The 13,733-nt window shown below is 73.3% G+C and carries 13 protein-coding genes; 8 read left to right on the forward strand and 5 right to left on the reverse strand.

Features of this window, described 5'->3' with window-relative positions; translation table 11 throughout:
- Nucleotides 1-20: 20 nt before the first annotated feature.
- The 7 genes from ACQ86L_RS08355 to ACQ86L_RS08385 all read left to right on the forward strand — a co-directional run bounded on the left by ACQ86L_RS08355 (nt 21) and on the right by ACQ86L_RS08385 (nt 7,604).
- Nucleotides 21-1,166, forward strand: a complete 1,146-nt coding sequence (locus tag ACQ86L_RS08355) for a molybdopterin molybdotransferase MoeA (protein WP_434318460.1) — start codon at nt 21-23, stop codon at nt 1,164-1,166.
- A gap of 96 nt (nt 1,167-1,262) precedes the next feature.
- Nucleotides 1,263-3,491, forward strand: a complete 2,229-nt coding sequence (treS, locus tag ACQ86L_RS08360) for a maltose alpha-D-glucosyltransferase (protein ID WP_434318461.1) — start codon at nt 1,263-1,265, stop codon at nt 3,489-3,491.
- Between the two features lie 17 nt (nt 3,492-3,508).
- Nucleotides 3,509-3,871 (forward strand): ArsR/SmtB family transcription factor, encoded by a 363-nt coding sequence (locus tag ACQ86L_RS08365; protein ID WP_434318462.1) that lies wholly within the window; start codon nt 3,509-3,511, stop codon nt 3,869-3,871.
- Nucleotides 3,868-4,902 carry a cation diffusion facilitator family transporter gene (locus ACQ86L_RS08370; protein WP_434318463.1) on the forward strand — a complete coding sequence of 345 codons (1,035 nt, stop codon included), beginning with the start codon at nt 3,868-3,870 and terminating at the stop codon, nt 4,900-4,902. Before ACQ86L_RS08365 ends, ACQ86L_RS08370 begins: the two co-directional genes overlap by 4 nt.
- On the forward strand, nt 4,899-5,519 hold the full coding sequence (locus ACQ86L_RS08375; RefSeq protein WP_434318464.1) for a cation transporter: 621 nt from the start codon (nt 4,899-4,901) through the stop codon (nt 5,517-5,519). The genes ACQ86L_RS08370 and ACQ86L_RS08375 overlap by 4 nt, the downstream gene beginning before the upstream one ends.
- 286 nt (nt 5,520-5,805) lie before the next feature.
- Nucleotides 5,806-6,231, forward strand: a complete 426-nt coding sequence (locus ACQ86L_RS08380; protein ID WP_434318465.1) for a hypothetical protein — start codon at nt 5,806-5,808, stop codon at nt 6,229-6,231.
- A complete protein-coding gene (locus ACQ86L_RS08385; RefSeq protein ID WP_434318466.1) occupies nt 6,228-7,604 on the forward strand; it encodes an MBL fold metallo-hydrolase RNA specificity domain-containing protein in 1,377 nt (458 codons plus the stop codon). The genes ACQ86L_RS08380 and ACQ86L_RS08385 overlap by 4 nt, the downstream gene beginning before the upstream one ends.
- On the opposite strand, the gene mgtA is transcribed toward ACQ86L_RS08385, so the two are convergent.
- Nucleotides 7,576-10,218 carry a magnesium-translocating P-type ATPase gene (mgtA, locus tag ACQ86L_RS08390; RefSeq protein WP_434318467.1) on the reverse strand — a complete coding sequence of 881 codons (2,643 nt, stop codon included), beginning with the start codon at nt 10,216-10,218 and terminating at the stop codon, nt 7,576-7,578. The genes ACQ86L_RS08385 and mgtA overlap by 29 nt on opposite strands.
- On the reverse strand, nt 10,215-11,123 hold the full coding sequence (locus tag ACQ86L_RS08395) for a universal stress protein (RefSeq protein ID WP_434318468.1): 909 nt from the start codon (nt 11,121-11,123) through the stop codon (nt 10,215-10,217). Before ACQ86L_RS08395 ends, mgtA begins: the two co-directional genes overlap by 4 nt.
- Nucleotides 11,124-11,247: 124 nt before the next feature.
- Here ACQ86L_RS08395 and ACQ86L_RS08400 point away from each other — a divergent pair, with 124 nt between their 5' ends.
- Entirely contained in the window at nt 11,248-11,802 is a 555-nt protein-coding gene (locus ACQ86L_RS08400) for a flavodoxin family protein (RefSeq protein WP_434318469.1), read from the forward strand.
- 17 nt (nt 11,803-11,819) lie between these two features.
- Here the strand turns inward: ACQ86L_RS08400 and ACQ86L_RS08405 are convergent, their stop codons facing one another.
- The 3 genes from ACQ86L_RS08405 to ACQ86L_RS08415 are packed head-to-tail and all read right to left on the reverse strand — an operon-like array spanning nt 11,820 to nt 13,519.
- The gene (locus ACQ86L_RS08405; RefSeq protein WP_434318470.1) at nt 11,820-12,278 is read right to left on the reverse strand and encodes a universal stress protein; all 459 of its coding nucleotides are present in this window, start codon (nt 12,276-12,278) and stop codon (nt 11,820-11,822) included.
- A 22-nt stretch (nt 12,279-12,300) separates the two neighbouring features.
- The gene (locus ACQ86L_RS08410) at nt 12,301-12,720 is read right to left on the reverse strand and encodes a pyridoxamine 5'-phosphate oxidase family protein (protein WP_434318471.1); all 420 of its coding nucleotides are present in this window, start codon (nt 12,718-12,720) and stop codon (nt 12,301-12,303) included.
- Nucleotides 12,707-13,519 (reverse strand): universal stress protein, encoded by an 813-nt coding sequence (locus tag ACQ86L_RS08415; RefSeq protein WP_434318472.1) that lies wholly within the window; start codon nt 13,517-13,519, stop codon nt 12,707-12,709. Before ACQ86L_RS08415 ends, ACQ86L_RS08410 begins: the two co-directional genes overlap by 14 nt.
- Between the last annotated feature and the right edge of the window lie 214 nt (nt 13,520-13,733).

Genomic DNA, 13,733 nt, shown 5'->3' on the forward strand with positions numbered 1-13,733 from the left:
TCGGGAATGGGCATGGCGCGGTGAGCGGGCACCACGGACGGCCGTCCTGGCACGAGGCGCGGGCCATCGCCGCGGCGGCGGGGACCGCGCTCCCGCCCGAGACCGTCCCGCTGCACGACGCCATCGGCAGGCGGCTGGCCGCCGACCTCGTGACGTCGATCGACCTCCCGCATTTCGCGTCGGCGGCGATGGACGGCTGGCTGGTCGCGGGCGACGGACCGTGGACGCTGGTCGACGCGGACCCCGGTGGCGGTCAGGCCGCCCCGATCGTCACCGGTGCCCTCGTGCCGCCCGACGCGTTCGCCGTGCTGCGCAGCGAGAGCGGGAAGGTCGCGGACGGCCTGCTGCGCTCGATCGTGGCGGGCGAGCCGCGGCCCGGTCACCACATCCGGCACCCGGGCACGGAGGCGCTGACCGGGGAACGGCTGATCGCCGCGGGCGCCCTGCTCAACCCGGCGCACGTCGCCCTCGCCGCCGCTACCGGCGCCGACGACCTTCTGGTGGCGCCCGTCCCTCCGGTCGCGCTCGTGTTCACCGGCGACGAGGTGGTGACCGCCGGCGTGCCGGGGCCGGGGCGCGTCCGCGACAGCTTCGGGGTACAGCTCCCCGCGCTGATCGGGATGCTCGGCGGCCGGGTGACCGGCGTCGCGCGGGTGCCCGACCGGCTGGACGAGACCGTGGCCGCTCTGCGCGACGCCGACGCGGCGCTGATCGTCACGACGGGAGGCACCGGGACGTCGACGGCCGACCACCTCCGCGACGCCCTCCGTGCCCTCGGCGCGCGCCTGCTGGTCGACGGCGTGGCGATGCGGCCGGGCGGCCCGACGCGCATCGCTCAGCTGCCGGACGGCCGACTGGTCGCGGCGCTCCCCGGCAACCCGCTCGCCGCGATGCTCGCGGCGATCACCCTCGTGGAGCCGCTGCTCGCGGGGCTCGCCGGGAGGCCTTCCGTGCCGACGAGGCCCGCCGGCGGCGCCGAGGCCGAGGCCCGGGCGGGGACGACCGTGCTCGTCCCGTACTCGGAGGTCGACGGCCGGGCCGTCGTCGCTCGCTGGCGCGGCGCAGCCATGCTGCGCGGCCTGGCCGCCGCGACCGGCATCCTCATCGTCCCCCCGGACTCCCCCGCCGAGTCCCTCCCCCTCCCCTGGCGAACCAACGAGACGTGACCATTCGCGGAAATCGCGGCTGCGATTTCCGCGATTGCTCACGTCTCGGCGGAAAGGGATACGGTGGCAGCGGCCGGAACGGGCGAGAGGAGAGAGATGGACGAGATTGCGGAGGGTGCAGAGCCCGAATCGACCGAGATCACCTACGACGAACAGCTCTACCCGGCCCGGCCCCGCCGGCTGCGTCCCCGCGCGAACCTGCGCGGCGGCGCGATCCGCCGCACCGTCTCCGACCCGCGCGCCGCGAACGGGCTGAACCCCGCGTACGTGCAATGGCTGGTCCGCCAGTCGATGCTGAAGGACGCCGATGTGCTCAGCCGTCAGCTCTCCGGCTCGCCGAGCATGTGGCGCAACCCGTACGCGCGGCCCGACGCCCGCCGCGCGGTGTCGACCTCCGACGTCTGGTTCACCGCGTACCCGATCTCGCTCATCACCCGCAAGGACCAGAGCTTCCTCGCGGCCCTCGCGGACCCCGAGCTGTGGACCGTGTTCGAGCGGATCGGCATCAACGGCGTGCACACCGGCCCCGTGAAGCGCGCCGGCGGCATCCGGGGCTGGCAGGAGACCCCGAGCGTCGACGGGCACTTCGACCGGATCGGCACCCAGATCGACCCGATCTTCGGCGATGAGGAGACCTTCCAGCGGATGACCGACGTCGCGGAGGAGCACGGCGGCGTCGTCATCGACGACATCGTGCCGGGCCACACCGGCAAGGGCGCCGACTTCCGCCTCGCCGAGATGGCGTACAAGGACTACCCCGGCATCTACCACATGGTCGAGATCCCGCCGGAGGAGTGGCACCTGCTGCCGGAGGTCCCCGATCACCGTGACTCGGTGAACCTCGACCCGGCGACGGAGGCCTCCCTCGCCGAGCGCGGCTACATCATCGGCGAGCTGCAGCGCGTCATCTTCTACGCGCCGGGCGTGAAGGAGACGAACTGGAGCGTCACCGCGCCGGTCGTCGGCGTCGACGGCGTCACCCGGCGCTGGGTGTACCTGCACTACTTCAAGGAGGGCCAGCCCTCGGTCAACTGGCTCGACCCGACGTTCTCGGGGATGCGCCTGGTGATCGGCGACGCCCTCCACTCGCTCGGCGACCTCGGAACGAGCGCGCTTCGGCTCGACGCGAACGGCTTCCTCGGCGTCGAGAAGAGTGCGGAGGGCCTCCCGGCCTGGTCGGAGGGCCACCCGCTCTCGCACGCGGCCAACCACGTCATCGCGGGCATGGTGCGCAAGGTCGGCGGGTTCACCTTCCAGGAGCTCAACCTGACGGTCGAGGACATCCGCGACACCGGCGCCGTCGGCGCGGACCTCTCGTACGACTTCATCAACCGGCCCGCCTACCACCACGCCCTCGCGACCGGCGACACCGAGTTCCTGCGGCTCACTCTGCGGACCTCGCTGGAGCTCGGGGTGGAGCCGGCGAGCCTGGTGCACGGCCTCCAGAACCACGACGAGCTGACCTACGAGCTGGTGCACTGGGCGACGCTGCACAAGAACGACCTGTACCCGTTCCGCTACCAGGAGATGCCGGGCAGCGAGCTGGCCGAGCTGATCCGGTCGGAGCTGGTGGAGAAGCTGACCGGGGCGGCCGCCGACTACAACCTCGTGTTCACGACGAACGGGATCGCCTGCACCACGGCCTCCCTCATCGCCGCGACGCAGGGCCACACGACGCTCGACTCGATCACGGAGGCGGACGTCCCTACGATCCGCGACGCGCACCTGCTGCTCGCGGCGTTCAACGCCTGGCAGCCCGGTGTCTTCGCGCTGTCGGGCTGGGACCTGCTCGGCTCGCTGACCGTCCCGCGGGGGCAGGTCGCCGACCTGATCGCCGAGGGCGACACCCGCTGGATCGAGCGCGGCGCCCACGACCTCCTCGGGGTCGCGCCGGATGAGGAGCGCTCGGCCTCCGGCATGCCGCGGTCCCGGTCGCTGTACGGCACCCTCCCGGAGCAGCTGGCCCGGCCGGACTCGTTCGCGAGCGGGCTCAGGGACCTCCTGCGCATCCGTTCCCGCTACGGCATCGCCACGGCCCGCCAGGTCGACGTGCCCGATGTGGCGCACCCGGGGATGCTGGTGCTCGTGCACGAGCTGGAGTCGCTGGACGAGCAGGGCCTCCCGATCGTGCAGCTCACGGTGCTCAACATGAGCGCGGAGGCAGTGGACGGCACAGTGCGGTCGGACGCGCTGCCGCTCGGCGCGACCGTGATCGACGCGGGCGACGACAGCGAGGTGACGACGGTCGACAACCTGAGCAGCTTCCCGCTGAGCATCGGGCCGTACGGGGTGCGGTTCCTGGTGCTGCGCCGGCCGGAGGCGTGATGTGATTTAATCTGCGTATGCACGCAGATAAGCCGATATGCGGACGTCTCCCCGACAGCCAGTTCGTCGAGCTCGCGGTGGAGGTGTTCGGGATGCTCGCCGACGCCACGCGGGTGCGGATCATCCTGGCGCTCCGGGACGCGGGCGAGCTGTCGGTGAACCATCTGGCGGACATCCTCGACAAGCAGCCGGCGGCGGTGTCCCAGCACCTGGCGAAGCTGCGGCTCGCCCGGATCGTGGCGACGCGCCAGGACGGCCAGCGGGTGTTCTACCGGCTGGAGAACGAGCACGCGAGCCGACTGGTCACCGACGCGATCTTCCAGGCGGAGCACTCGCTCGGCGGGACGCCGCGGCACCACCACGAGGAGGCGTCGGCATGAGCGGGGAGACGCACACCCACCACGAGCACGCGCACGACCACGGGCACGGCCACGAGCACGGGCATGACCACGGCCACCATCACCCCACCGGCTTCAAGGGCTTTCTCTACGGCCTCTTCGTCCCGCACTCCCACGACGCCGCCGACTCCATCGACGACGCCCTGGAGGCCAGCACCGAGGGCGTCCGGGCGCTGAAGATCAGCCTGTTCGTCCTGCTCGGCACGACGCTGCTGCAGGCGATCGTCGTCGGGTTCAGCGGGTCCGTCGCGCTGCTCGCCGACACCGTCCACAACTTCTCCGACGCGCTGACCGCGGTTCCGCTCTGGGTCGCGTTCGTGCTCGGCCGCCGCGTCGCGTCCCGGCGCTACACCTACGGCTACGGCCGCGCCGAAGACCTCGCCGGGCTGTTCATCATCGCCGTGGTCGCGCTGTCCGCGGTCGTGGCGGCCTGGCAGTCGATCGACCGGTTCTTCCACCCGCACCCGCTGGAGAACCTCGGCTGGGTGGTCGTCGCCGGCGTCATCGGCTTCGCCGGCAACGAGGCCGTCGCGATCTACCGCATCCGCGTCGGCCAGCGGATCGGCTCAGCGGCCCTCGTCGCGGACGGCGTCCACGCGCGCATCGACGGCTTCACCTCGCTCGCCGTGGTGATCGGCGCGATCGGCGTCATGCTCGGCTTCCCGCTCGCCGACCCGATCGTCGGACTCCTCATCTCCGCCGCGATCATCGTGCTGCTGTGGGGCACCGTCCGCAGCATCGGCCGCCGACTCCTCGACGGCATCGAGCCCGAGCTCGTCGGGCGGCTGGAGCACGCGCTGGAGGACACCCCCGGCGTGACCGCGGTGCCGCGCGTGCAGCTCCGCTGGATCGGCCACCGGCTGCACGGCAGCGCGCGGCTGACCGTCGACGCCACGACCCTCGCCGACGCCCAGCGCATCACCGAAGCCGCCAGGGCGCACGCCACCGCGCACCTCCGCAACCTGGACGAGCTGCAGCTGGAGCTCGTCCCGGGCCCCACGCCGGCACCATGACCGACGTGCGGCTCGACCAGGCGACCCGTCGCCGCCTGATCCGCTTCGGCATCGGGCTGGAGGCGGTCACTCTCGGCTGGAACGTGATCGGCGTGGTCGTGCTCGCCGTCCTCGCCTACGCCAGCGCGTCGGTCGCGCTGCTCGGCTTCGGCCTGGACAGCCTGATCGAGATCTTCGCGAGCGTCGTCGTCATCTGGGAGCTGACCGGCGCCGGCGAGCGCCGCCAACGTCTCGCCCTGCGGCTGATCGGCGTCGCGTTCGTCCTGCTGGCCGCCTACCTCCTCGTCCAGGCCGTCATCGCGCTGATCGCCGGCCACCGTGCCGCCCCGGCCCCCGGCGGCGCGGGCTGGACGGCGGTCACCGCGCTCGTGATGTTCGCCCTCGCCTTCGGCAAGGCCCGCACCGGCCGCCGGCTCGGCAACCCGGTGCTCATCACGGAGGGCCGGGTGACGCTGGTGGACGGCATCCTCGCGACCGCCGTCCTCGCCGGCATCGTGCTCGACGGCCTGTTCGGCTGGTGGTGGGCGGACCCGGTGGCGGGGCTCGTCATCGTCGCGTACGCGGTGCGGGAGGCGGTGGCGATCTTCCGGGGCGGGGACGACCACCCGGCCGAGTAGGACCGCCGGATGGCCGGCATCGCATCCGGACGGCCATCATCGTCGGGCGCGTTGCTCTGCAGGAGGACACGTCGGGATCTCCTTCCCATAGGGCTTCTGAAGGAGTGTGCGCGGCGAGTCGGCCGCATTCTCCTGCCCGCGAGAGCGCGGGGTGGCTTACGTGGCCGGTGCGGGCTCGAGGGCCGGCGATCAGCGCGGCGTTGAGGGTGTTGAACCGTGGGCCTTTCGGCCCTCCTCCCCGACGGCGCGACGAGCGAGGCTCGACGCGAAAGCACCTGGAGGAGTCATGCCGCGCTGGACCCGCATCACCCTGAGCGTCCTCACCGCCGTCGTCGGACTCACCGCGGTCGCCGGCGGCGCCGCGCTGATCTTCGGAGCGGTCGCCTCGTCGACCCTGGGCGGGGCCGTCCCCGACCGCTCCTTCCTCGGCGGGAGCCCGTTCACCTCCTACCTGGTCCCCGGCCTGGTGCTGGCCGTCGTCGTCGGCGGGACCCAGCTCCTGGCCGCCGTGCTCGTCGGGCGCGACTCCCGGTCCGGCCCGGTAGCAGCGGCGGTCGCCGGGTTCGGGCTGCTGATCTGGATCTTCGTGCAGATGATGTTCATCCCGTTCAGCCTGCTGCAGGCCGCCTACTTCGCCGCCGGTCTGGCGGAGCTCGGGCTGGTGCTGCTCGGGCTCGGACTCCTGCGCCGCGACCGGGTCGTGACACCGTGACGGCGACCCTCCGGTTCCTCGGCGCGACGGACACGGTCACCGGCTCGCGCTACCTGGTGGAGTCGCAGGGCCGTCGCGTCCTGGTCGACTGCGGGCTGTTCCAGGGCTACAAGGTCCTGCGCGAGCGCAACTGGCGGCCGTTCCCCGTCGACCCGGCGGGCATCGACGCCGTCGTCGTGACGCACGCCCACCTCGACCACACCGGCTACCTGCCCGCGTTGGTGCGGGACGGCTTCCGCGGGCGCATCCACGCGACGCACGGGACCACCGAGCTGAGCCGGCTGATCCTTCCGGACAGCGGCCGGCTGCTGGAGGAGCAGGCCGAGTACGCCGCCCGGCGGCACAGCTCCAAGCATGCGACGCCGCGCCCGCTCTACACCGAGCGGGACGCGCTCACCGCGCTCGAACGCTTCGAGCCGCACCCGTTCGACGCCGAGCTGGAGGTCGCGGGCCTCACCGTGCGGTTCGTCCCGGGCGGCCACATCCTCGGCGCCGCGCAGGTCCTCGTGGAGGCCGAGGGCGCCCGGCTGCACTTCACCGGCGACCTGGGCCGGCCGGACGACGCGCTCATGAAGCCCCCGCGCCCGCTGGAGGCGACCGACGTGCTGGTCTGCGAGTCGACCTACGGCGACCGCCTCCACCCGGACACGGACCCGGCGTGGCCGCTCGGCGAGATCGTGCGGAACGTCTGCAGCCGAGGCGGCGTCGTCATCCTGCCCGCGTTCGCGGTCGGCCGCGCCGAGACCCTGCTCCTGCACCTCAGCCGGCTGCGGGCGCGGCACGCGATCCCGGACGTCCAGGTCTTCCTCAACAGCCCGATGGCGGTCGACGCCGCCGGGATCTACGCGCGGCACCCCGAGGAGCACCGCCTCCGCCCGGTCGAGTTCGAGGCGATGTACCGGCTGGCCACCCTGGTGCGCACGGTGGACGACTCCAAGCTGCTGAACCTGCGCGGCGGGCCGGCGATCATCATCTCCGCGAGCGGGATGCTCGAAGGCGGCCGCGTGCTCCACCACATCGCGGCGTACGGCTCCGACCCGCACAACGCGATCGTGCTGACCGGCTTCCAGGCCGGCGGGACCCGCGGCGACGCGCTGCGCCGCGGCGAGCGCAGCCTGCGGATCTACGGACGCGACATCCCGATCCGGGCGCAGGTGCACGTCCTGGACATGCTCTCGGCCCACGCCGACGCGGGGCAGATCGTGGACTGGCTCGGCACGGCGCCGACACCGCCGCGGGCGGTGTACCTGACGCACGGGGAGCCGCACGCGGCCGACGCGCTCCGCGTCCGGGTGCGCCGGACGCTCGGCTGGGAGGCGCGGGTGCCCGAGTTCGGGGAGACGGTCAGCCTGCCCGCGGGGAGCGGGTCGTGAACCGCGCCGCCCGGCGTGCCACGCGGTGCGGGTACGCCCGGCGGCGCACGGCCGGCGCCCGCGGGGCGCTCAGCCGGGCGTAGTACCAGACCTTCGCGAGCTCCACGAGCACGAGGTACACCAGCACCAGGCCGACCAGCGCGAGGAAGAACGGCGCGGGCAGCGGCGTGAAGCCCAGCAGGCCGGCCAACGGCGAGTACGGCAGCCACGCTCCCACGGCCACCACCGCGAGCACCGAGACGGCGAGCGACAGCGAGGCGCGGCTGCGCAGGAACGGTACGCGCCGCGTCCGGATCACGAACACGATCAGCGTCTGCGTCGCGATCGACTCGATGAACCAGCCGGAGCGGAACTCGGGCGGGGCCGCGTTGAACGCGAAGAGCATCAGCCCGAACGTGGCGAAGTCGAACAGCGAGCTGATCGGCCCGAACAGCAGCATGAAGCGGCGGATCGCGCCGATGTCCCAGTGCGACGGGACCCGGAGCTGCTCCGCGTCCACGTTGTCGCTCGGGATGGCGAGCTGGCTGGAGTCGTAGAGCAGGTTGTTGAGCAGGATCTGGCCGGGGAGCATCGGCAGGAACGGCAGGATGACCGACGCGATCGAGGCGCTGAACATGTTGCCGAAGTTGCTGGAGGTCCCCATCAGCACGTACTTGATGGTGTTCGCGAAGATCCGGCGCCCTTCGGTGACGCCGTCGGCGAGGACGTCGAGGTCCTTGTCCAGCAGCAGCACGTCGGCGGCGTCCTTCGCCACGTCCACGGCGGAGTCGACCGAGATGCCGATGTCGGCGCTGTGCAGGGCCAGGGCGTCGTTGACTCCGTCGCCCAGGAAGCCGACCGCGCGGCCCTTCCGGCGCAGGGCGCGGATGATGCGCGCCTTCTGCTCGGGCGAGACGCGGGCGAAGACGGTGGCGGCGCGGGCGGACTCCGCGAGCTGCGCATCGTCGAGGGCGTCGACCGCCTCGCCGGTGAGCGTGCCCGTCGCGGGCATCCCGAGCTCGGCGCAGACGCGCTCGGCCACGACGGCGCTGTCCCCGGTGGCGATCTTCACGCCGACGCCGAGGTCCGCGAGTCGCTGCACGGACGCGCGCGCGTCCGGCTTCACGCCGTCCACGAACGCCAGGAAGCCGCGCAGGGTCAGGCCGGTCTCGTCGCCGGGGGTCAGCGCGGCCAGGTCGCCCGCCGCCTTCGTGGCGATGGCGATGACCCGCGAGCCCGCGGCGTAGAGCGGCGACAGTGTCCCGGCCGCCGACGGATGCGCCTGCGCGCAGAGCGGGAGGACGGACTCCGGCGCGCCCTTGACCACGACGATCGGGGCGGAGCCGGTGGCGGCGACCAGGGCACCCGCCATCCGGCGCTCGTGGTCGAACGGCACGGCGTCCAGCCTCCGGTACGCCGAGACGGGGGCGGAGGCTGCCTCGGCGCTCTGCCACAACGCGGCGTCGAGCGCGTTCAGGCCGACCGTCTGCGGTGCGGCCGGGTCGGTGTCGGTGGCGAGGAGGCCGAGCAGCAGCACCTCGTCGGCCTCCACGCCGTCCAGCGGCACGGGGCGGTCGAACACGATCCGGCCGGTCGTGAGCGTCCCGGTCTTGTCCGTCACCAGGAGGTCGAGGTCGCCCAGGTCCTCGATGCAGACCATCCGCTTCACCAGCACGCGCCGCCGCGCGAGCGCGCGGGAGCCGGCGGCGAGGCTGGTGCTGACCACGGCGGGCAGCAGCTGCGGGGTGATGCCGACCGCGATGGCGAGCGAGAACAGCAGCGACTCGATGAGCGGCCGGCCGAGCAGCAGCGCCGCCACGAAGATCAGGGTGGTCAGGATGATCGCGACCAGCAGCAGGAAGGTCGAGAACTGGCCGAGGCCCCGCTGGAACTCGGTCTGCGGCTGCTGCGTCCCGAGGCCGACAGCGATCCGGCCGAACTCCGTGGTCCCGCCGGTCGCGACCACCACGCCGACGCCGCCGCCGGCGTGGACGACGGTGCCCATCAGGGCGCAGCAGGCGAGGTCGCCGACGCCCGCGCCCTCCGCCACCGGGTCGAGCGACTTGGCCGCCGCGTGCGCCTCGCCCGTGACGATGCTCTCGTCGCACTCCAGCCCGTCGGCCTCGATGAGCCGGAGGTCGGCGGGGACGACGGAGCCGACCGAGAGCACGACGACATCGCCGGGGACGAGCTCGGTGACGTCCACGCTGCGGCGCGTTCCGCCGCGCAGCACGATCGCGGTGTGCCGGAGCCGGTCGTGGAGGGCGTCCGCCGCCTGCTCCGCCCGGAACTCGTTGACGAAGCCCAGCCCGACGCTGACCACGAGGATCACCGCGATGATGACGGCCTCCGTCCCCTGGCCGACGAACGCGGAGACGATGGCGGTCGCGAACAGCAGGATGAGGATCGGGCTGCGCACCTGGCGGCCGAGCACGCGCCACGGGCGGGCGCGGTGGCCACGGACGGCGTTCGGGCCGACCGCGGCGAGCCGGGCGGCGGCCTCCTCGTCGCCCAGGCCGGCGGCCGTGGTCCCCTGGCCCGCGAGCACGGCCGCTGTGTCCTGGCAGGCGGAGACCCGGACCGGACTCGGCGCGGCGGACGCGAGGACCGCCGCCGTGCCCGGCGCCGCGCTCACCCGTCCTCGCGGCGCGCTCGCGCGATGACGACGGGGACGCGGACGTTCAGCAGCACGTCGTGGCCGACCGAGCCGAGCATGACGCGCTTGGCGCCGTGGCGATCGCGGGTTCCCACGATCAGCATTCTGCTGCCTACCGCCGCCTCGACCAAGCCTGGCGCGGGAGCCGCCTCGATCACGTCGGCGCGGACGTCGATGCCGGGCCGGCGTTCGCGTGCGCTCTGGGCCGCCGCGTCCACGATCCGCTGCCTCCGGTCGTCGAGCGACACCTCCGGGACGAGGCCAGCGAGCAGCGGGTTCGCGGTGTAGCCGACGCAGACCAGGCGCAGCCCTTCGCCGAGCGCCGCCGCCTCGTCCGCGGCGAACGCGACGGCCGTCTCGGCGGGCGCCTTGCCGTCCACACCGGCCACGACGCCCGACCCCTGGCCGGCCCAGCCGTGCGGGACGACGGCGACCGGACAGGCCGCGGTCGACGCGACACGGAGGTGCAGCGAGCCGGAGAATCCGTGGTCCCGCGCCGAGCGCGAGCGGGCGCCGACCACCAGGAGGTCGGCGTCGCGGGAGGCCGCCGTCAGCTCGGCGCCGACGTGGCCGTACAGGTACCGCGTCCCGACCTCGAGGCCGGGACGCCGCCGCGGCGCGGGCTCGGGACCGGTCAGAGCGGGCACCCGCGTCGACGCCTCCTCCGCGATGCGGAGCGCCGCCTCCCGCTCCGTCGCCAGCAGGGACTTCGCCGCGAGGACGAGCAGGTCGCTCGGGCCGTCCGCGTCGTCGCCCCAGGCGTGCGCGAGCACGAAGACCAGCTCCAGCCGGGAGCCGTCGCGGACCGCTCGACGCGCCGCCCACTCCAGCGCCGCCCGGTGCTCGGCCCTTCCGTCGACCCCGACCATGATCGTCCCGGTCATCGCATCCTCCAGCCCTCAGGGAACGCGACGAGTCTCGCAACCCGGGCGGCACGCGCCCAGTGCCGAAAGTCCCGAGTGACCTTCGGCCCTGCGCGCCGCGCGAAACCCGCGCGAAGGTGACGGCATGAACGACACCACACCGGCCGCCCGCGCGGCCATCGTCTACGAGTCCATGTTCGGGAGCACCCGCCGGGTCGCGGAGGCCATCGCGGACGGGCTGCGGCCGTTCGCGTCGGTGACCGTCCTGAAGGTCAAGGACGCCCCGGAGGCCTTCCCGGACATCGACCTCCTCCTCATCGGCGCGCCCACGCACGTGCACTCCCTGAGCCGGCCGTCCACCCGCGTGGAGGCGGCGAAGTGGGGAGACGACCCCGAGCGCCGGCTCACCCTCGAACCCGACGCCGAGGGCATCGGCGTGCGCGAGTGGCTGGAGACCTGCGGCGACGTGCCGGCGCGGTTCGCCGCGTTCGACACCCGCGCCGACATGACGGAGCTCTTCAGCGGCTCGGCGGCCGTCGCCATCGACAAGCGCCTGCGCCGGCTCGGGTCGCACCGCCTGCTCGCCAAGCACAGCTTCCTGGTCGACAAGGACAGCGTGCTGGAGCCCGGACAGCTCGACGACGCCCGCGAGTGGGGCCGCACGATCGGCGCGGCGCTGGGGACTCCCGCCGCGGTCTGAGGCGGCGCCGACTCAGCTCACGATCCGTGGATCACGAGCACCGGGCAGTCCGCGTGCTCGACCACGGACCGGGACACCGAGCCCAGCAGCAGCCCGGTGAAGCCGCCGAGTCCGCGGCTGCCCACGATCAGCATCTCGGCGTCCTCCGCCTCCGCGATCAGCTGGCGCGCGGCCGACCCGGAGCGGACGACGGTCGTGTACCAGGGCGGGAGCGTTGCGCCGAAGACCTCGTGCGAGGCCTCCTCGGCGATGGTGTGCGCGTCCCGCTCGGGGTCCCAGCCGCCCATGACGTAGCCCGGCCAGGACGGCGGGTACTCCCAGACCGTCACGCCGACCAGGTTGCAGCCCAGCCGTTCGGCCATCCTGGCGCCGCGGCGCAACGCGGAGAGCGACTGCGCGGAGCCGTCCAGTCCGACGACGATGCGGCCGCCGGGGTGGATGCGGTCCTCCGACTCAGCGCTGGGCTCGTCGCTCATGATGCTTCCTTCCGTGTGCGGTTCACCAGCGCTCGGGCTCCGGCTCGCGCCGGAACCGCCGGCCGGTCATCGAGTCGATGTCGATGTGGACGTAGCGGTACTTGAGGGTCGGGATCCAGGGCTGCAACGGAGCCTTGTCCGCCTCGTCGATCTCCGCCTGATGGTCGAGCTGCCTGGCGTGGCCGTGGACGACGACGCTCCAGGCCTCCGCGTCGGTCCAGCCGTCGGTCTCGAACGCCACCATGTCGTGCACGGTCAGCTCCAGCAGCTTGGTGCCGGGGGCCGTTCGGATCAGGATGCTCGACCCGTCGGAGTAGAAGTTGACCGGGTAGATGTCCGGCTCTCCGCCGACGGCCGTCGCCAGCCTCCCGACCGTCGCGCCCTTCAGGACCTCCCGGCACTCGTCGCGGTCCAGCACCTGGACCGGGTCATCGGATGACATTGCTCTCTCCTTCCGTCGTCGGCTGCTCCGCCCGCGCTCCGGCGGCCGGGGCGTGCACCACGATCGTCGGCGAGGACAGGTTGAGCAGCACGTCGTAGGCGACAGCTCCGAGGCTGCCGAGCTGCGCGTGCGCCCGGCGCGAGTCCCCGATCACGAGGAGCTCGGCACTGCGGGCCAGTTCGTTGAGTGCCGCGCCCGCGGGGCGGCGCACGACCCGGCTGCGGATGACGATGCCGGGCTGCCGCGCCCGCGCCCGCGAGACGGCCGCCGCGAGGAAGCCCCGCGCCTCGTCGTCGCGCCGGAGCTGCCAGTCGCGCCGCTCGTCGGTGTCGTCAGGGTCGAAGGGGATGTGCGCCTCCGACGAGCGGACCGTCATCAGCTCGCAGTGGTGGTCGCAGGCCAGGTCCGCCGCCAGGTCGACCGCCGCCTCCCCGGCCGGTGTGTCGTCCACGCCGACGATCACCCCGCGCCGCATCCGCGACGCCGCCTCCGGGACGATCGCGACCGGCCCGGTCGCGAGGTTCGCGAGCTGGAGGCTGCGCGAGCCGAAGGCGCGCCCGTAGTGGAAGCCGGTCTTGTGGGTGCCGACGACGATCATCGTGCCCTGGTCGCTGAACGAGGCGAGCTCCGCCATCGGGCTGCCGGTGCGGACCTCGCCGTGGATCGGCACGTCCGCCCCGAGGGACCGCGCGTAGGCGACCTCCTCCCCCAACCGCTTCTCCGCGTCCTGGTCGACCTCGTCGATGAGCAGCGCCCCCACGGCGCCCCACTCGTCGTCGGCGACGTGGACGAGTGTCACACCGAGCCCCGCTCGCGCGCCCCCGCGACCGCCCACCGTATCGCGGCGCGGGCCGGGACCGATCCGTCGACGCCGACGATGTACCTGCGGATCTCCATGATGCGGCACCTCCGACTGCAGTCTGCTCACCCGGCACGGGCGGTTCGAAGGGCCATTGGTCCCGTGGGACCTTCGGCCCGCCCGGCGGGCGGCGGCGGCGCTTGACTCGCAGACG

The organism is Leifsonia sp. P73 (assembly GCF_051059105.1).
Classification (GTDB): Bacteria; Actinomycetota; Actinomycetes; order Actinomycetales; family Microbacteriaceae; genus Leifsonia.

Bases quoted from the DNA above. Each gene is read 5' to 3' on its own strand.
- ACQ86L_RS08375 (WP_434318464.1), top strand. From the start codon at position 4,899: ATGACCGACGTGCGGCTCGACCAGGCGACCCGTCGCCGCCTGATCCGC.
- ACQ86L_RS08370 (WP_434318463.1), top strand. From the start codon at position 3,868: ATGAGCGGGGAGACGCACACCCACCACGAGCACGCGCACGACCACGGG.
- ACQ86L_RS08405 (WP_434318470.1), bottom strand. From the start codon at position 12,278: ATGAGCGACGAGCCCAGCGCTGAGTCGGAGGACCGCATCCACCCCGGC.
- ACQ86L_RS08365 (WP_434318462.1), top strand. From the start codon at position 3,509: ATGCACGCAGATAAGCCGATATGCGGACGTCTCCCCGACAGCCAGTTC.
- treS (WP_434318461.1), top strand. From the start codon at position 1,263: ATGGACGAGATTGCGGAGGGTGCAGAGCCCGAATCGACCGAGATCACC.
- ACQ86L_RS08400 (WP_434318469.1), top strand. From the start codon at position 11,248: ATGAACGACACCACACCGGCCGCCCGCGCGGCCATCGTCTACGAGTCC.
- ACQ86L_RS08380 (WP_434318465.1), top strand. From the start codon at position 5,806: ATGCCGCGCTGGACCCGCATCACCCTGAGCGTCCTCACCGCCGTCGTC.
- ACQ86L_RS08395 (WP_434318468.1), bottom strand. From the start codon at position 11,123: ATGACCGGGACGATCATGGTCGGGGTCGACGGAAGGGCCGAGCACCGG.
- ACQ86L_RS08410 (WP_434318471.1), bottom strand. From the start codon at position 12,720: ATGTCATCCGATGACCCGGTCCAGGTGCTGGACCGCGACGAGTGCCGG.